Genomic DNA, 20,115 nt, shown 5'->3' with positions numbered 1-20,115 from the left:
TGTATAGGGTGCATTTGGCAGCACGGCGATTTTATGATGTTGGCACCAAAAACCCTGTTGTGGATTGATTTCCAGACGTATGCGTTGCAATGACCAGGAAGGGCAATGGGCACTGTTGAACCCAGATGATGCAGTAAAAATGCTTTTACGGCTGTAAATCCCGGCCAAAGCGATCGCTGCGTACACCTTTGCCCGAGCGCGATGGCAATGGCTGCCTGCCCGAACGTACCGTTCGGTACGGGCGGGCCCGCCCGACCTAGTCATTCGGGGGGATGCCCCGAGGACAGAAGTCTTGATCTTATTGGGCTTGGCACCCTCATTGCAAAAGTCCAATACATGTTCTGGGTGGTAGGTGAAGTGGGCAAGGATGGAGCAACTTGACGGAAAACATACGGTTGGCTTTTGGGCAAGGCTGGGGAGGGATAGGCAATACTTTTTAACCAAAGACCCATGATCGATAAAATCATTGATTTTTCCATACACAACAAGGCCATCATTGGCCTCTTCACCCTCTTTCTTTTATTGGGGGGCATTTGGAGCATGACCCAAGTGCCCATAGATGCCGTTCCGGACATTACCAACAACCAGGTACAGGTCATTACGCAATCGGCCAATCTGGGAACCGAAGATATAGAGCAGTTTGTGACCTACCCCATTGAGGTGGCCTTGGGCAACCTGCCCCATGTCAGGGAGATCCGTTCCATTTCCAGGAGCGGTCTTTCCCTGGTCACCGTGGTTTTTGATGATGCCGTGGGCACCTACCTTCCAAGACAGTTGGTGGCAGAGAAACTGCCCCAGATACAGCAGGAGATCCCGGAAGGTTTTGGAGCACCCTATATGGGCCCCATTTCCACCGGCCTGGGCGAGATTTACCAATATACGTTGGAAGTGGCTCCGGAGCACAGGAAGACCTATTCCGTGATGGAGCTGCGCACGCTGCAGGATTGGATCATTGCCAGACAGATGGCCATGGTGCCCGGCGTGGTGGAGGTCAATGCCTTTGGCGGTGAGAGCAAACAGTACGAGGTGGCCGTGAACCCCAAGGTGCTACGTTCGTCCGGCGTTACCATTACGGAGGTCTTTACGGCCCTGCAAGACAACAACCAGAACACGGGTGGGGCCTACATTGAGCGCGACCGTAAGGCCATTTTTGTGCGTGGCGAGGGCATGATGCGTGATGTGGCCGACATTGAGAACACCGTGGTGAAGACAACCAACGGGATACCGGTGCTGGTCAAGGACATTGGCCAGGTAAGAATGGGAACGGCCATACGGTACGGTGCCCTTACCAAAAATGGGGAGGGAGAGGCCGTGGGCGGCACGGTCATGATGCTCAAGGATGCCAACTCCAACGAAGTGGTTAAAGGGGTAAAGGAACGCATGGCCCTGATACAGCAATCCCTGCCGGAGGGCATTTCCATTGTACCCTTTCTGGACCGCAGTGACCTCATTGCCAACACCACCGATACCGTGACCCAAAACTTGATGGAGGGCGGTCTCATTGTGATTCTGGTGCTGGTGCTCTTACTGGGCAACTGGCGCGGAGGCCTCATTGTGGCCTCGACCATTCCGCTCTCCCTGCTGTTTGCCTTTATCTGCATGCATCTTTTTGGGGTTTCGGCCAACCTGATGAGCCTGGGGGCCATAGATTTTGGCATCATTGTGGACGGCGCGGTCATCATTGTGGAAAGCACGGTATTCTTAATGTATCGTAAACTAAGGAAAGACAAGTTGGTGAACGGTCCCGAGAAAGACCGGCTCACCGCAAGTGCATCGAAAAACATGATGAACGCCGCTTTTTTTGGACAGCTGATCATTCTTATTGTATTCGTGCCCATATTGGCGTTGGAGGGCATAGAGGGCAAAATGTTTCGGCCCATGGCCCTGACCTTCATCTTTGCCATGCTGGGAGCCATGGTGCTCTGCCTTACCTATGTGCCCATGGTGTCTGCCCTGTTCCTACGGCCGTCTTCCGATAAAATTGTTTGGGGAGAGCGCCTCATCCATTGGATAACGGAGCAGTTTAAACCCCTACTGCAACGGGCCCTGGGGCATAAAAGGGTGGTCATTGGTTTTTCCCTGGCGGTTTTGGTGCTCGCCGTATTTACCTTCAACAGACTGGGAGGGGAGTTCATTCCCACGCTCGATGAGGGCGACATTGCCTTCCATGTTATCCTAAAACCCGGCAGTTCGCTTTCGGAGACCATTGCCACGACCACCCAGGCCGAACAGCTCATCATGGCCAATTTTCCCGAAGCCGAACAGGTCGTTAGCCGCATTGGCCAATCGGACGTGCCCACCGACCCCATGCCCATGGACATTGCGGACTGCTTCATTATCCTTAAACCCAAGAGCGAATGGGTATCTGCCTCCAGCAAGGAAGACCTCATTGAGAAAATAAAGGAAACGGTAAGCGTGCTCCCCGGGGTTGGGCTTGAGTTTTCGCAGCCCATTGAAATGCGCTTCAATGAACTGATGACCGGCGTGCGGCAAGATGTGGCCGTAAAACTCTACGGTGAAGATTTGGACGTGCTGGCCCGGAAGGCCCGTGAAATAGAGCGCCTCATTGCCAACATTCCCGGAGTGGCAGACCTAAAAGTGGAGGCCACCACCGGACTGCCACAGATCAATATCCGCTATGACCGGGAACAACTGGCCACCTACGGACTGCAGATCAAGGACCTTAACCGCTTTGTGGAGTCGGCTTTTGCGGGCGGCGCTGCCGGGGTGGTCTTTGAGGGCGAGAAACGGTTCGATCTGGTGGTGCGCTTTCAGGAAGCGTACCGGCAGAGCATGGCCGATGTAAAGAACCTCTACCTGGACCTTCCCAATGGGGCACAACTGCCGCTGCGCGAATTGGCGGAGATCAGCTTTAAGCCCGGCCCAATGCAGATCAGCAGGGACAACACCAATAGGCGCACCTATGTGGGCATCAACATCAGAAACCGGGACGTGCAATCTGTGGTGCAAGACATCCAAAAAAGGCTCCGCGAAGATCTTAGCCTGCCCCCGGGATATTTCATTCGCTATGGGGGTGCCTTTGAGAACCTGGAACGGGCCACATCAAAATTGCGCACCTTGGTGCCCGTGGCACTGCTGCTCATTTTTATACTGATCTACCTTGCCCTGCGCTCCTTGGGGCAGACCATGATCATATACCTGGCCATACCCTTGGCCACCATTGGGGGTGTATTTGCCCTATGGGCCAGGGACATGCCCTTTAGCATCTCGGCCGGAGTGGGCTTTATTGTACTGTTTGGGGTGGCGGTGCTCAACGGGCTGGTCATGGTCAATGGGCTCAATGAACTCAAGGCAGAAGGGGTTACCAGCCTAAAAGAGCGCATTCTACGGGGCACCTCGCGCAGAATACGCCCGATCACGCTCACCGCCCTGACCGATATTCTGGGCTTTGTGCCCATGGCCATCTCCACCACGGCCGGGGCGGAAGTACAACGACCCCTGGCAACCGTGGTCATAGGCGGACTGGTGATCGCCACCCTGCTCACCCTCTTTATCCTTCCCATTCTGTACCACTGGTTGGAAGAAGGAACGTTCAAGATATGGCCCAGGGGCACCAAGACGGCACTGGCCACTTTTGCCCTGCTGTTCTTTGGGCTTTATCCGGGCCGGGGCCAGCAGGCACCGGCCGTGCCCATTTCCATGGAGGATGCCGTGGCCATGGCCAGGGAAAATTACCCTGCCCTGCGCAACCAGGCCCTGGCCGTGGAACGCCAAGAAGTACTTAAGGGAAATGCCAACGCTTTGGGCAACACCCAAATCTACACCGGCGGAGAGGAGATTGGCGATGGCGGCAGTGTGTACACCACCATTGGCCTGGGACAACAAAACATGGCGGTGTTCTCCATTGGCCCGGTAAAGAAATGGCAGCAACGGCAATTGGAGGTGGCCCAAGCCGCACGGGACCTATCCGTTTTGGAACTGGAGCAACAGGTGAGAACCCTCTGGGCCAAGGCCCATTTGGCCCAACGGACCTACCGTCTCTATCAAGAGATGGACACGGTGTACGCCCAGTTCAACAAGACCATAGACCTGAACTTTGAGGTGGAGGCCATATCCCAACTGGAACGAAATGCCGCAAAAAACGAGATCCTCCAGAACAGGAACAAACAAGAACAGGCCTACAACGACCTACAGATCGCCCTACAGGATTTAAACCTGTGGTTGTTTGCCGATCGGTGGCATGCGCCCAGCACCCAATTGCCCGATATGGAGCTCTTCTTGGCCACGGACAAGTTCTCCGTAAAAGACCATGCCGGCCAGCGCCTGGTGGAGCGTCAGCTCCAGAGTGCCCAGGCGGGCGCTGCCGCGATGCGCGCCCAGCTTTTGCCACAATTGAGCCTACAGGGCGGATTGCAGCGCGTTGATGGCAACGGCGGCTTTTACAGCTATCAAGCCGGGCTGTCCCTTCCCTTGTTGTCCGGACCGGAAAAAGCCAGGAAAAGGGCGGCGGAACTGGACGTGGAAATGGCAGAAAACCTGGTCCTGCTTAGCCAGGAGCGCTTAAAGGCCCAGTACAACAATGCCCTGCAACAACACTATAAGTGGGAACGCAGCTGGAGGTTCTATGAGGAAGAGGCCCTTCCCTTGGCCAAAACGCAGCGAAAAGGGGCCCTGTTTGCCTACAGGGAAGGGGCCATTGACTATTTTGGCTTTGTACAGTTGATGAACGCGGCACTGACAACCGAACTCAAGGGACTGGAAGCCTTGGAAAACCATTTGAACGCCCTTTTTGCCCTCCACTATTTTAAACCATAGCGGAGGCCATGGCATCAAGGCCCAACACAACATATGAACCCAACAGCATGAACATCATAGCCATGAAACATTTCCCAAACCTTTGGAGAGGGATGGCCCTTCTCCCCTTGCTTCTATCGTGCGGGGAAAGCCAAGACGGCGCACACCGCGGGGAAGCCAACCAAACCGCCCAACAAGAAGAGGGCACCAAGGGACAGACCGATGCGGTCTTTCTTACCCATCGACAGTTTGAGGCCTTGAAAATGAAGGTGGACACCTTGGCCCAACGGAACATGGCTAACTACGTGGAAGCTTCCGGCGAATTGCACCTGCCGCCCCAGAACGACGCCATCGTGACCACCGTGGTGGGCGGCAATCTGGTGGACATTCCCGTCTTGATCGGGAATGCGGTGAAGAAAGGGACGCCCTTGGCCTACCTGGCGCACCCGGATATAGTACAAATACAATCGGACTATCTGGAAGCGCACACCGAGGCGGAATTTTTGGAGCGGGAATACCAAAGGCAACAACGGTTGTACCGCAATGGGGTGGGCTCCGGCATGAACTTTCAACGTGCCGAGGCCAATTATAAAGCAGCCCAGGGCAAACGTAGGGCCCTTGCGGCACAATTGAGGCAACTGGGGCTTTCGGCCGCTGAGGTGGCCGCCGGAAACATCAGCAACAAATTGGCCCTGAGAAGCCCCATAGACGGTCATGTACAGGACATCATGGCCAAGCTGGGGCAGTATGTGGCCCCGCAGACACCGGTGTTCAATGTGGTGAACACGGACCATGTGCACATAGACCTCACGGTCTATGAGAAAGACGCCCACAGGGTGGCCGTGGGGCAAACGGTACGGTTCACGGTGCCCTCACAATCCAATGCAGAGGGTACCTCGGAAATCTACAACATCAGCAAGGCCTTTGATCAAAACCCCAGGGCCGTGCACGTGCATGCCGAAATACCACATTCCGATATGGCCTTGATACCGGGCAGTTACGTGCGTGCCCAAATAGAGGTGGGCAACACCAAAAACACGGCCCTGCCCACGGATGCCGTGATCAACGATGCCGGCCGGCATTTGGTCTTTATGGGAGAACAAGATAAAAATGGTTGGCGCTTTGTGCCCGTGGAGGTCATCGTGGAACAGGAAGGCAGGAACTGGACCGGGGTTCGCTTTTTGGAAGCCCCCCCAAAAAACGCCCTTTTTGCCCAGAACAGCGCCTACTACCTCAGCGCAGAGCTCAACAAGGAAAATGCGGCACACGATCATTGAGACCACTGCCCAAAAAAGCCCCCTTTATTTAGAACGGTTTAAAATTGTGTTGTACTTTTGCCCACAATTGCAAACGGGGCACCACCCGATCTATGGGCCGAAGCGCTTGCCACGAGATTCGGAAAAAACGACGCCCATTGAACAGATCAGCTGTGCGAGGTGCCAAAACATTGTTGAAATCATGAAAAAAATCATTTTTGGCCTTCTGGCCACCGTACTGCTCCTCTCCTGTAAGGAAGAAGCCAAGAAAACCGGGGCGTCCAATGGGGAAACCGTGGCCCAGGAAGTAAATGTCTATACCCATAGGCACTATCCCGCCGACCAAGAGCTATTTGCCAGTTTTGAGGAGAAGACCGGCATCAAGGTGAATGTGGTGAACGCCAGTGCGGACGAACTCATTCAAAAGATGGGCGAAGAGGGTGCGCAATCTCCCGCAGATGTCCTCATTACGGTAGATGCGGGCCGCCTGGTGCGCGCCAAGGACAGGGGCCTTTTACAGTCGGTCGATTCCGAAGTGCTCCGCACCACCGTTCCCGGGCATTTGCGCGATACGGACAACCAGTGGTTTGCCCTGACCAAAAGGGCCAGGATCATTGCCTATGCCAAGGACAGGGTGCAGCCCGATCAATTGAGCACCTATGAGGACCTGGCTTCCGATCGATGGAAGGGAAAAATCTTGGTGCGCTCCTCAGGGAACATCTACAACCAATCCCTGATGGCTTCCGTGATCGCCCATACGGATGAGGCCACGGCCAAGGAATGGGCCAATGGAGTATTGAACAATATGGCGCGCGACCCCAAGGGCAACGACCGCGACCAGGTCAAGGCCGTTGTGGCCGGTGAGGGCGATGTGGCCATTGTAAACACCTACTACATTGGGAAGCTGCTGAACTCCGAAGACGCCGAGGAGGTAAAGGCCGGTGAAGGCGTGGGCATCTTTTTCCCCAATCAGGACGGACGCGGCACCCACATCAACGTGAGCGGCGCCGGCGTGGCCAAGTACGCGCCCAACAAGGCCAACGCCGTTACCTTCTTGGAATTCCTGATCAGCGAGGAGGCCCAAAAGGTCTTTGCCCACAGCAATTACGAATACCCCGTAAACCCTAAAGTTCCCGCCGCGGAGCTCTTGCGGTCCTGGGGCGATTTCAAGGAAGATACCCTGGACCTTTCGGCCCTTGGGAACAACAACAAAAAGGCGGTGATGGTCTTTGACGAGGTGGGCTGGAAATAACAGCCAGGGCGAAGTTTCCTTTTTTTTTTTAAAACAAGACTTCTGCCCCCAAAACCCGAACATTCATAAAACGGCCCATCACGCCAAAGGGAAAAATAGGGGCCTCATTGCTTCCGATCGGTTTTCCAAGTGCTCCCTCTTGACCTTTCCAAACCTTTTTTTGGCGTAGGATGGTGTTTGGAGCAAGAAAATGGGACATAAAAATGGGTGGCATATCAAACCAAAAGAAACCATAAGGGATTTCAACAAATGGTCCGTCTTCACGGTGGCCATTGTGCTGTTTATGGGCCTGCCCATCTACACCATTGCCCTACGCATCTTTTCCGGGCCCGGGGAGAGTTGGCAACATCTGGTGGATCATGTGCTGCTGGACTACGTGGGCAATTCCCTTTGGCTGATCCTGGGCTGCACCATCATGACCTTGGCCATGGGGGTGTCTGCCGCGTGGTTCTTGAGCCGGTACCACCTTCCCGGCCACCGATGGCTGGAGTGGCTCTTGATCCTGCCCTTGGCCTTTCCTTCTTACATCACGGCCTATGCCTATGCCGGTTTCTTTGATTATGGCGGCAGTTTTGGCCGTATGTTCCAAGCGCTGGGTCTGCAGGCCCCGCGGGTGGACGTCATGAACGTTCCCGGATTGGTCTTTGTGCTCAGCGTTTCGCTCTTTCCCTATGTTTACGTGGCTTCCCGTGCGGTTTTTGTATATCAGTCCAGTAGGCTCATGGAAGCCTCCAAGCTCTTGGGCGCCACGGAGTTCAAAACCTTTTTCAAGATCGTGCTGCCCATGGCCAGGCCCGGTATCTTTGCCGGCTTGCTATTGGTGGTAATGGAAGTGCTGAATGATTATGGGGCGGCCAAGTACTACGGTGTGAGCACCTTTACCACCGGCATCTTCCGCGCTTGGTTTGCCCTGGAAGAACCGGCCACGGCCATCTATCTATCGGCCCTGCTTTTGGGGCTTGTAGCCCTTTTTGTGCTACTGGAGCGTTGGCAGCGTGGCCAAAAGAGCTATGCCCTGGCCTCCAAGAGCAAGATCAAGCTTCCCAAGATCAAGGCCTCCCCGCCCAAACGTATCCTGTTTCTTTCCATCATTGCCGTGCCCTTGGTTTTTGGCTTTCTGTTGCCGGTGCTGCAATTGGGACATTGGAGCGTACTTACCTTTCATAAGGTGGCCTCGGGCGCCTTTTTGGGCATTGCCCTGAAAAGTTTGGGCGTGGCCCTGCTCACGGCCCTGCTCACCGTCATGGTGGCCCTGATGACGCTTTACTTCCCCGTTTGGAACCGCCTCGGGTTTTTGCGCAAAAGTGGAAAACTGGCCATATTGGGCTATGCCGTTCCCGGTGCCGTCCTGGCCATTGGGGTCATGATCCCCACCTTGGGCTTGGATCGGTGGCTCATGGGGGTGGCACGGGAGCTGTTCCGGGCAGACGTGGGGCTGCTGCTCAACGGAACCCTGGGCGTTTTGGTCTATGCCTACATCATCAGGTTTCTGGCGGTGGCGGCAAACCCCATCCAATCCAACCAACTAAAAATAAAGCAATCGCTCTCCGATGCTTCCCGACTTCTGGGCAGGGGGCCCTGGCGCACTTTTTTAAAGATAGACCTGCCGCTCTTGAAACCGGGCCTGTTGGCCGCTTTTATTTTGGTTTTTGTGGACACGATGAAAGAATTGCCCCTGACCCTGATCTTAAAACCCTACGATTTCAATACCTTGGCGGTAAAAGCCTACGAGTACGCCAGTGACGAACAGGTAATGGAAGCCTCACTGCCCGCGCTGTGCATTGTGCTCACGGGAGTTGTGCCCATTGTACTACTAAACAGATTCATTCTCAATGACAGAACCGACTGACCCAAAGCCGGTGTTGCGCACCACCGCATTGCACAAGTCCTTTAACCAAGGAAAAGATCCCGCGGTTTGCGGCGTGACCCTATCCTTGGCCCAGGGGAACATCTTGGCCCTGGTGGGGGAAAGCGGTTGTGGCAAGACCACTTTGGTTCGGCTCATTGCCGGTCTGGAAACCCCGGACAGCGGTAGCATTTCCGTAGCAGGGCGATCCTTGACCTCCCCTACCGCCTTTGTGCCCCCGGAAGAAAGGAACATTGGCATGGTCTTCCAGGATTACGCCCTCTTTCCGCACCTTAGCGTTTATGACAACGTAACCTATGGCTGCAAGCACATTTCAAGAAACGCCCTCCAATCTGTCCTGAAACTGGTGGGGCTGGGCGGTTACGAGGCACGCTACCCGCACCAACTTTCCGGCGGGCAGCAACAGAGGGTGGCCCTGGCCCGGGCCTTGGCGCCGGAGCCCAAACTGCTCATTTTGGACGAGCCCTTCAGCAATCTGGACATCGCCCTAAAACTGCAACTGCGCAACGAGATTTTTGAGATCATAAACAAATTGGGCATCACGGCCATTTTTGTGACCCATGACACCCAGGATGCCATCATGATCGCAGACGACATTGCGGTGCTCAAAAACGGGAAAATAGTACAGCAAGGCAGCGCCAGCCAGCTCTATCAGCATCCCAACAGCCTCTATGTGGCCTCCCTGTTTGGCAGTGTGGTGCCCCTGAGCGCGGAAGACATGCGCCTCTTTGGCCATGACGGAAAAGAAGGACACCATTATGCCGTGCGCATGGAGCACTTTAAAACCGATACGGACGGAAACCACGGAAACCACCAAATACGCACGCAGATCGATCGAAGTCTGTTCTTTGGACAGCACCACCTGAACAGCTGTACCCTTCCCAATGGCAAGCGCATTAGCTTTACCTCTACCACCGCGCTTCACGGGGAGATCGCCCTGGGCTTTGAAAAAGAAGCGGTGCTCACCTTTAACCCAGATTAAGCAATAGAAATTCCCCGCCTGAAAGGAACGGGCAGGTATTACGGCTGCAAATCCCTTCAAAATCAATCGTTGCACTGACTTTTGCTCACTCACCGTAGCGATGGCTACCCGCCCGTACCGAACGATACGTTCGGGCGGGCCTGCCCGACTGAGTCATTCAGGCGGGCGCCTCAATCGCAAAAGTCTTGATTTTATTGGGCTTTACACCCTCATCCGAAAGTCCAGTGCATAATCTGGGTTTAAAGATCGGCCACACTGACCCCTTGAACGGGGCCTGCGGGCACTACAGCCCTGATGAACAGTAAGCAAGGGCTCCCCGTGGCCTTGGTAGCCCTTTGGTAGGGTAAGCCCAGATGGTGCACCTGCAAAAGGCCAATTGGGTTAAACATACGTTAAAGTCACGGAAGCAATATATATGGTCATTAACTTTAAGAGTTTGAAACAAATGTATTGAACCCAGAATAAGCAATAGAAATTCTATTACGGCTGCAAATCCCTGCAAAATCAATCGTTGCACTGACTTTTGCTCACTCACCGTAGCGATGGCTACGCCTCAATCGCAAAAGTCTTGATTTTATTGGGATTTACACCCTCATCACGAAAGTCTAGTGCATAATCTGGGTTGAACGGCGCAGATGTAGGATGTCCCTAGACCCTTCGATTATGGCTTCTTTATATTCCGATTTAAAAACATGTTCCCTACCCTTCCATAAGCCGTTTCTACTCCTTGTGTGTTGCCTTTACGGTTTCTTTTGGTTTTTTGAACCTTTTGTGGATGCCCCGACAGAAGATGTGGCAATCCCCCAAACGACCACGGGGGAAACCTTGTCTCCCGTTGACCATTCCTTCTCTTTGGATTTTTTGGAACCCACCGAAAACCTCCCGGAAACCCCATTGGGGGATGATGCCGCAACCCCGGTGAAAGGGCCCGGCACCCTGGTGGACAAAAAAGAACTTAGGGGGCTTCCCGTGATTTCCCACATCTTGGACCCGCCGCCCCGGCACCACGCCCCCCTCATCTGATTTTCGTTTTCCCTCAACCTATGGCCTCTACGCCGTAAAAACAAACCCTTTTACGCATTGGGGCCTGCCAACTCATGAAATGTTCTTATGGATCTTTTCCAAAAAATGTACGGTTTAACCACAAAAAAACACCTTTGGGTCTTTCTGTGCCTGGCACTGCAAGCCTGTAACGACAAGGTGACACAACAAAGTGAAGCACCCAATTTTCCCGTGACCAAGCCCGTGGTCATAAACACCAAGACGGCAGTGGATTATGTGGCCGAGATACTGGCGGTACAGAACATAGACATCAGGGCCAAGGCACAGGGCTACCTGGAACGCATTCACGTGGATGAGGGTGCCCAGGTAAGGGCGGGGCAGTTGCTTTTCAGCATCAACAGCGATGTGTACCAAGAGGCCCTGGCCAAAAGCGATGCCGAGTTGCTCATGGCCGAGGCCGAAATGAACAACGCCGAGCTGGAGCTACAGAACATAGAGACCCTGCTGGCCGAAAACGTCATCTCTTCCATTGAGCTTGAATTTGCCAAGAACAGGCTGCAGATCGCCAAGGCCAAGGTGCAACAGGCCGCGGCCGACAGGGCGCAGGCCGCCTATATGCTGTCCTACACCAAAATAAAGGCGCCCTTTGACGGCATCATCAATCGTTTGCCCCAAAAAAGGGGCAGTTTGGTGGAAGAGGGCACCCTGCTCACCACCTTGAGCCAGAACAAGGAAGTGTTCGCCTATTTTGATGTCTCCGAAAAAGAATACTTGGCCTTGATGTCCGATCTTGGGCAAAACGGACCGGGCAAGAGACAGGTGGAGCTCATTTTGGCCAATGGACTTAAGCATACCGATGCCGGCACCATAGAGACCATGGACGGTGAGATAGACCAGGAAACCGGAAACCTGGCCTTTAGGGCCCGTTTCAACAATCCGGGCGGCCTGCTCAAGCACGGGGCCAGTGGCAAGGTCCGCATAGAAAGGGATTTGCCCAACGCCTTGGTCATTCCGCAAAAGGCCACGTTTGAGATTCAGGACCGCATGTTTGTCTATGTGGTGAACGCGGACAATACCCTGAGCGTGCGGCAAATTAAAATTGAATCCAGATTGCCCCACCTTTATGTGATCGCGGAAGGGGTCTCGCCCAAGGACACCATTGTGTACGAAGGGGTGCAGACGGCCAGTGATGGCCTTGCCATTGTGCCCGAGATGCGGCCTATGAAAGATATCATGGAAGCTTTCGCCAAACGCTAACCTAGACCCAAAAGCACCATGGTACAAAAATTCATTGAAAGACCTGTTCTCTCCCTTGTCATTTCCATCTTCATCGTTTTGGTGGGCGTGCTGGCCTTTTTTGGCCTGCCCGTGACCCAATATCCGGACATTGCCCCACCAGCGGTATCGGTGACCACCAAATACACGGGTGCCAATGCCGAGGTATCGGCAAAAGCGGTGGTGACCCCTTTGGAGCGCGCCATCAATGGCGTTCCGGGAATGACCTATATGACCTCGGTATCGGGCAACGACGGTACCAGCGTGATCACTGTCTATTTTGAGGTGGGCACCGACCCAGATGTGGCGGCGGTGAACGTACAGAACCGGGTGGCCACCATTTTGGACGAACTGCCCGAAGAGGTGATCCGCGCCGGGGTGATCACGGAAAAGGAGATCAACTCCATGCTCATGTACATCAACCTAAAGGCGGACGACCCCACCTTGGACGAAAAGTTCATTTACAATTTTGCGGACATCAACGTGCTCTTGGAGCTGCGCCGCATTAAAGGCGTGGGCTACGCCCAGATCATGGGCAACAGGGAATACGCCATGCGGATTTGGTTAAAGCCACAGCAGTTGGATGCCTACGGCGTTTCGGCCCAAGATGTGATCCACGCCCTGAGAAAGCAGAACCTGGAGGCCGCACCGGGAAAAATTGGCGAGAGTTCCGGCAAAACCCCACAGTCCATGCAGTACGTGCTGCGGTACACCGGCAAACTCACGGAAAAGGAAGATTATGAAAATGTGGTGGTGAAAATAACCGATGGTGGCGAGCTGCTGCGCCTCAGGGACGTGGCCTCGGTGGAATTTGGTTCGGTGGAGTACGATGTGATCTCCAAGGAAAACGGAAGTCCCTCAGCGGCCATTGTGCTGAAACAGCGCCCCGGATCCAACGCCAGCCAGGTCATTGCCGATGTAAAAAAGAGGCTGGAAGAACTGAAACGGAGTTCCTTTCCGCCAGGGATGGACTATACCATTAGTTATGACGTCTCACGGTTTCTGGATGCCTCCATCAAGGAAGTGGTCAAGACCCTGATCGAAGCCTTTATTTTGGTGGCCTTGGTGGTGTTTGTCTTCCTACAGGATCTAAGATCTACCATCATTCCCATTTTGGCCGTTCCCGTGGCCCTTGTCGGGGCCTTTGCCTTTATGCAGCCCTTTGGATTCAGCGTTAATTTGCTCACCCTTTTTGCCTTGGTATTGGCCATTGGCATTGTGGTGGACAACGCCATTGTGGTGGTGGAGGCCGTGCACGCCAAAATGCACGAGAAGGGACTGGAACCCAAGGCCGCCACCATTGAGGCCATGAACGAGATCACCGGGGCCATTGTGGCCATTACCTTGGTGATGTCCGCCGTATTCATTCCCGTGGCCTTCCTGGATGGCCCCGTAGGGGTGTTTTACCGGCAATTTTCCATTACCATGGCCGTTTCCATCATCATTTCGGGGGTAAACGCCCTTACCTTGACCCCGGCCCTCTGCGCCTTGATGCTGAAACCGATCGAAGTGAACAAGAAACACACTTGGCTCAGTCGGTTTTTCGATGCCTTCAACCATCGCTTTATGCAGATCTCGGAGAAGTACCGCTCCATTTTACTGCTCATTGTAAACCGTAGAACGGTGACCGTGGGCGTGATCGCCCTCTTCATCTTTGGCAGCTGGGGGGTGGGCCAATTTTTGCCCACCGGCTTTATCCCCACCGAAGATCAGGGCACCATTTATGTGAACGTGACCACGCCCACCGGATCCACTTTGGAACGCACCGAGATTGTGATGGACGAAATAGACCGGGTTTCCCAGCAGTTGGAGGAGGTGGAGTCCATTTCCAGTCTATCTGGCTACAGCATGATGACCGAAGGGGTGGGCTCTTCCTTTGGGATGAGCACCATCAACCTAAAACCTTGGGACGATCGCGATCGTGACGCGAATGCCATCATCGCGGAGCTGGTGCAAAAAACACGGCATATCAAAGATGCGGAGATACAGTTTTTCCCGCCCCCTGCCGTTCCCGGCTTCGGAAACGCGGATGGCTTTGAAATGCGGGTACTGGACAAGACCGGCGGTACGGACCTACAGGAAACGGCACGCGTAACCGACCAGTTCATTGCCGCACTGGCCAAGCGGCCAGAGATCGCCGAAGCCTATTCCAGCTTTGACCCCTCCTTTCCCCAATACCTGATCCACATTGATCCGGACAATGCGGCCAAAAAGAAGATCACGGCAGAGGATGCCCTCATCAACCTACAATCGCTCATAGGAAGTTTTTACGCCACCAACTTTATCAAGTACGGGCAAATGTACAAGGTCATGGTACAGGCAGACCCCGTTTACCGCGACCAACCGGACGACCTCTTGAAACTCAGGGTGAAAAATGCGGACGGTGAAATGGTGCCTTACAGTGCCTTTGCCCGCATAGAGCGGGTCTATGGCCCCGAGCAGCTTACGCGCTACAATATGTACGTTTCTGCGATGGTGAGCGGAAATCCCGCCGAGGGATTCAGCAGTGGCGATGCCATCACCGCCGTGCAGGAGACCGCGGCGGCACAGCTGCCCAGGGGCTACGACTATGAATGGTCCGGGATGACCCGCGAGGAGATTCTATCGGGCAACCAAGTGGTGTTCGTCTTTTTGATCTGTCTGGTGTTCGTGTACCTCCTGCTCTCGGCCCAGTACGAGAGCTTTCTATTGCCGCTGCCCGTACTGCTGTTCCTCCCCACCGGGGTGTTTGGCTCTTTCCTGTTCTTGGTGATGCTGGGCCTGGAAAACAACATATACGCCTAGGTGGCCATGGTGATGCTGATCGGACTTCTGGGCAAGAATGCCATTCTCATTGTGGAATTTGCCATTTTAAAACAAAGCGAGGGCAGGACCGTGGTGCAGGCCGCCATTGCCGGGGCCTCGGCCCGTTTACGGCCCATTTTAATGACCTCCTTTGCCTTTACGGCAGGGCTCATTCCCTTGATGCTCGCCTCTGGCGCAGGGGCCATAGGGAACCGGACCATTGGCTCGGCGGCAGCGGGCGGTATGTTGTTCGGGACCCTATTTGGCGTGCTGGTCATTCCCGGACTTTACGTTCTCTTTGCCTCCATGTCCAAAAAAAACAAGGAATGAAATGAGCCCTAACCATGCTGGATACCAACCCAAATGTTGGTTGGCGAATGACACCCGCCTGAACCAGAACGGGCAGGTCTCACCTTAAAAAACAATAGAAACACACCGATGAAAAAAGGACTTCTCAGCAGTTTGATCTTTTTGGTGCTCCTGTCCTGCACCAGTACAAAGGACCCCTTTACCGCAAACATCGGTATTCCCGAACAATACGATTCAGGGGCCAGGAAAATGATGTTGGATTCCATGGCTTCGGCCCAGGCGACCCCTCCCCTGTCTTGGCGGGAGTTTTTTAAGGATTCGGTCCTGCACGCCCTAATAGACAGCGCCGTGGTCTCCAATTTCGATGTGAACATCGCCTATCAGCGACTGGTGCAGGTACAGTCCGAAGTGCAATATGCCTCCGGGAGGTTGGTGCCCGAACTGGGTGCCCGTATCGGGGCGGGCGTGCGCCGTTTTGGGGAGTTCACCATGGACGGGGTGGGTAATTTTGACACCCAGTTCTCTCCCAACCTCACCGATGAGCAGCAAATTCCCGATCCCCTGCCCGATTTCTACACGGGGGTCTATTCCCATTGGGAAATAGACCTATGGGGCAAGCTAAAAGATAGAAAAAAGGCTGCGCTAGATCGGTTTCTGGCCTCGGGGCAGGGTGTACATTTGGTGCTGACGCAATTGGTGGCCGATGTGGCCATACTGTACACCAACCTGCAATTGTTGGATCAGGAACTGGTGATCATTGAAGAGAACATTGCCCTCCAGGAGAACGCCCTAGCCGTGGTACGGATGCAAAAGCAGGCCGGAAAGGAAACCGAGCTGGGCATTGGGCTCTTGGCCGCCCAGGTGCTGGATGCCAAGAACATGCTCCTGGCCACCAAAATGCGCATATTGGAACTGGAAAATGCCCTGAACCTCCTCTTGGGGCGGTATCCCCAAAAGATAGAAAGAAGTCCGTTTTCCGAAGATCTGATCCCCAGCACCGCCATTGAGACGGGCATTCCCTCGGACCTATTGCAGAACCGGCCAGACCTCAAGGCCGCCTATTTTGAACTGCGCTCCAAAAATGCCGATGTGCGCGCCGCCAAGGCCGCTTTTTACCCCAGCCTTAACATCAATGCCAATCTGGGCTACCAGGCCTTCCGATCGGCCCTGTTGTTCGATACCCCGGCATCCGTGGCCTACAACCTGGCGGGCGGTCTCACCGCGCCGCTGTTGAACCGGCGGGCGCTAAAGGCCGAACTGCTGCTCTCCAAAGCATCGCAGACCGAGGCATATCTGAATTATGAGCGCACGGTGGTCACTGCCTTTGGCGAAGTATTTGAGACCGTGCAGAAAACGCAGCTGTTGGAGGAAATGAAGGATTTAAAGGCGCAACAAGTGCGGGAACTGGAACGCTCCATCACCATATCCAAATTACTTTTCGCCTCCGGCAGGGCCAATTACCTGGAGATCATTACCGCCCAAGAGAACTCCCTCACGGCCAAACTGGAACTGCTTGAGGTCCAGGCAGAAAGGACGCAGAACCAGGTCCTGTTGTTCAAGTCCCTGGGCGGTGGGTGGTTTTGATCCAGGCCTTGGCCCACCCAAGTTCCCATTCTATTTAAAATGCTTGATCTGGCCAGATGCTGTCCTGTATTCGATCATCGGAGCTGCCCGAAACCCTGGCTATTTTTTGAGCGTGGCCCTTGTCCGGTACCGTTGTCACCAAAAAGAACAACAGAACCAAAATTTTTCCAATTTTTGGCCAGCCCATATTTCAGGCTGAAAAATGCTCAAAATTGCGTAGCTTGTGATCTGCAACGAAGCGCTGGGTTGCCCACCTGGTGCTGCCAACCAAAAAAAGACAACCCTTGAAGACGGATGAAATCTTAGCGCCGAGACGCTTTACGGCCTCAAAGAACAAACTGAAGGTTTACTTGAGCGCACGGCTGGGCATCCTATTGCTGTTGCTACTTCCGCCACTATCCCCGGCGCAACAAGAATCACTTCAATTATCTGACCTTCAGTCCATCCCCATAGATAGCGCAATAGTGGGACTGGGCAAGGCCATCAATAAAATGACCGGGGAAAACGATACTGCCATCAAAAAGGAATTATGGAAGATACTGGGCCGTGCCAAGGAAAACAAAGAACCCCTTTTATTGGCCAAAGTCTATAAGGAACTGGCCAACTGGCATTACCTCAGCATCTCCTCGGAAAACAAGGATTCGATTTATTTCTATGATAACAAGGCCCTTCAGGAATTTTTAAAGACCAAGGACAAAGAACTGATCAGCAAAGCCTACAGAACGGTGGGGTTCGATCTGGACTTTATGCAGCGATACGCCGAAGCCGAGGTCCATTATTTTAAAGGCCTGGAGATGGCACAGGCCAACAAAGATCAAAAAACCATCAATGCCATCCACGCGTCCTTGAGCAATTTGTACGCCAACACAAAGGATTATACATCGGCCTTAAAATACAGTAAAATGGTGGTTGCCGCCTACGAAAAGGAGCAAAACACCCATCCTTTGATCCGGGCATTTTTGGGCCAGAGCCATATCTATCTGAATACGGACATGCCAAACGAGGCACTAAACGCGGTTAACAAGGCTATGGCCCTCGTTCCCAATTTGCCCGAGGAATACCAAAAATCGGAAATACTGAATGTCAGGGCCTGGCGGGCACAGGCCTACAGGGATTTAAGAAGATATGACGAGGCCTTGGCCGATTTTGAATTTTCTTGGAAGGGCATGAGGGAAAAGTATGGGGACGAAATGGCCAACGGTTGGAAAGGCGGCATTGGCAGCATCCTATATCTGCAGGGAAAATATGCCGAGGCCATTCCTTACCTAAAAGACTATGTGGCGCATTTCAGGGAGAAAAAAGTACATAGCCCCGAGGAGTTAAAAAAGCACTATTTATGGCTCGCGGAAAGCTATAAGGCCCTCGATCGGCCAGATTTGGCCTACACCTATTTGGCCGAAGGCAAGGATATTGCGATCAATGCCCTGAATGAAGAAACCCAGGCCCTAAAAAGTGAATTGAGGGTAAAATACGAAACCGAACAAAAGGACGAAACCATTTCTTCCCAGTCCGAGTTGATAGCGCAACAGCAAAAAAACCAGTTGCTGAGCTATCTCGCAGGGGCCCTATTGGTCGTTATTTTGGGAGGTCTGTTCTATGCCTTCAATAAAAACAAGAAGAAAAACAAGCAACTGGAGAACTTGAACAAAAATCTTGCAGTTTCCAATGCGCAACTGGACAAACGCCATAAGGAAAACGAACTGCTTCTCAAGGAAATTCACCACCGGGTTAAGAACAACCTTGAGCTGGTGTCGAGTTTGTTGCAGCTTCAATCGGCGCAGATCGAGGATCCTTCAGTACAGGCGGCGATGCGCTCCAGCCAAAACCGGGTGCATTCCATGGGCATCATACACCAAAAACTCTACCAGAACGAACACCTGACCTCCATAGAAATGCGCGATTATTTTGTGAACCTGGGTGATAACATCCGCAATTCTTTCGATGCCCACGGAAAAATCAAAATTGACTGTGATATGCCCGAACTGGTGCTGGACGTGGACACCGCCATCTCGGTGGGCCTGATCACCAACGAACTGATGACCAATGCCTTCAAATATGCCTTTAAGGGGAAGGAAAAGGGCAACATACAGGTAAATCTGACCCGACAAGGGCCCAACAACGATAATTTTGTACTCTATTTTTCGGATGATGGCATTGGTAAGGCGATAGATGCACCACTGCAGGGAACGGGCTTCGGCACCCAGCTCATAGACCTGCTCACCAAACAACTGAACGGCACGATCAGCTACCAAGTGGAGAACGGTACCAAGGTCTCGCTGGTTTTTGGAAAACCCGCAATTTCTTGATGCTATGTACGGTTAATATGGAAATTATATTTATTTTGACTTTAACTATTTACACTTCAATGCGTTGTATCGCTTAGATGCTGGTCTTAAACAAAGCTATGAAAAACGGTTTTTTGAACAAGAAGCCAGATATTATTCAAATTGAATCATTGCCATGAAGAACTTGATGTACGTTTTTTTACGATGTCTTTGGTCATTTCGTGCGACAGGGACGAAAAGGCCATTTCGGAAGAAGAACTGCTAATAGGACAATGGTCCGGTTTTGGGGAGATTAAAACGGATGTTGATGGCAGCACCTTGCCCCAACAGAATTCGCGTATGTGCAGAGGATATGAAAATCTCACTTTCAACACAAACGGTGAGATGACCTTTGAGGAAAGTGAGCAAATAAGCGCAACGGAATGTTTTGTTAAACCTACCGCTCAGGGCAGATGGGAAAAGCTTGGGAGGGGGAAATTTAGATGGTCCCTTCTCAATTCAGCGGAAGATGTTGTGCGGGTCTTAGAACCAGAATTGATCAGTTTTAGGCAAGATGGGGAAATTATGGCCATTCAGTTTGAGCCCGTGGTGCAGAATGGCCCTGGGGCTCCCTATTTTTATGAAATCATTTTTTTTTTAAAGCAGACCCATCCCAGAGCTTGGATTAGAAATTCCATCACGGCCTCATATCCCGGCAAATTCCATCCTTGCGCCCACTTTTGATCAACCACCAAGGCAATGTCCCTCGATGGCAAATGTCTTGT

General features: G+C 53.2%; 9 protein-coding genes and 1 pseudogene. All 10 read left to right on the top strand.

The annotated features are described in order from the left end of the window. The first annotated feature begins 450 nt into the window (after positions 1–450). The 10 genes and pseudogenes from ACKWCC_RS11495 to ACKWCC_RS11450 all read left to right on the top strand — a co-directional run bounded on the left by ACKWCC_RS11495 (position 451) and on the right by ACKWCC_RS11450 (position 19,372). Positions 451–4,776: a CusA/CzcA family heavy metal efflux RND transporter gene (locus ACKWCC_RS11495; protein WP_413996083.1), complete on the top strand. Its 4,326-nt coding sequence runs from the start codon at positions 451–453 to the stop codon at positions 4,774–4,776. A gap of 47 nt (positions 4,777–4,823) precedes the next feature. Then, a complete protein-coding gene (locus ACKWCC_RS11490; RefSeq protein ID WP_413996082.1) occupies positions 4,824–6,032 on the top strand; it encodes an efflux RND transporter periplasmic adaptor subunit in 1,209 nt (402 codons plus the stop codon). 181 nt (positions 6,033–6,213) lie between these two features. Beyond that, positions 6,214–7,263, top strand: coding sequence for a Fe(3+) ABC transporter substrate-binding protein (locus ACKWCC_RS11485; RefSeq protein ID WP_413996081.1), 1,050 nt, complete (start codon positions 6,214–6,216; stop codon positions 7,261–7,263). Between the two features lie 190 nt (positions 7,264–7,453). Further along, on the top strand, positions 7,454–9,112 hold the full coding sequence (locus ACKWCC_RS11480; RefSeq protein WP_413996080.1) for an ABC transporter permease: 1,659 nt from the start codon (positions 7,454–7,456) through the stop codon (positions 9,110–9,112). Then, positions 9,096–10,112 carry an ABC transporter ATP-binding protein gene (locus tag ACKWCC_RS11475; protein WP_413996079.1) on the top strand — a complete coding sequence of 339 codons (1,017 nt, stop codon included), beginning with the start codon at positions 9,096–9,098 and terminating at the stop codon, positions 10,110–10,112. Before ACKWCC_RS11480 ends, ACKWCC_RS11475 begins: the two co-directional genes overlap by 17 nt. A 792-nt stretch (positions 10,113–10,904) precedes the next feature. Beyond that, a complete protein-coding gene (locus ACKWCC_RS11470) occupies positions 10,905–11,135 on the top strand; it encodes a hypothetical protein (RefSeq protein ID WP_413996078.1) in 231 nt (76 codons plus the stop codon). Between the two features lie 105 nt (positions 11,136–11,240). Then, the gene (locus tag ACKWCC_RS11465; protein WP_413996077.1) at positions 11,241–12,371 is read left to right on the top strand and encodes an efflux RND transporter periplasmic adaptor subunit; all 1,131 of its coding nucleotides are present in this window, start codon (positions 11,241–11,243) and stop codon (positions 12,369–12,371) included. 18 nt (positions 12,372–12,389) lie between these two features. After that, positions 12,390–15,503, top strand: a pseudogene (locus ACKWCC_RS11460) (efflux RND transporter permease subunit). Between the two features lie 108 nt (positions 15,504–15,611). Continuing rightward, a complete protein-coding gene (locus ACKWCC_RS11455) occupies positions 15,612–17,066 on the top strand; it encodes an efflux transporter outer membrane subunit (RefSeq protein ID WP_413996076.1) in 1,455 nt (484 codons plus the stop codon). A gap of 284 nt (positions 17,067–17,350) precedes the next feature. After that, complete coding sequence (locus tag ACKWCC_RS11450; protein WP_413996075.1) at positions 17,351–19,372, top strand: tetratricopeptide repeat-containing sensor histidine kinase; 2,022 nt, start codon at positions 17,351–17,353, stop codon at positions 19,370–19,372. Positions 19,373–20,115 lie beyond the last annotated feature (743 nt).

Origin of the sequence: Maribacter aquimarinus, from assembly GCF_047345505.1 — a bacterium.
Taxonomy (GTDB): domain Bacteria; phylum Bacteroidota; class Bacteroidia; order Flavobacteriales; family Flavobacteriaceae; genus Maribacter.
Note: the sequence above shows the minus strand (reverse complement) of the source record. Positions and strands in the feature narration are given on the sequence as shown.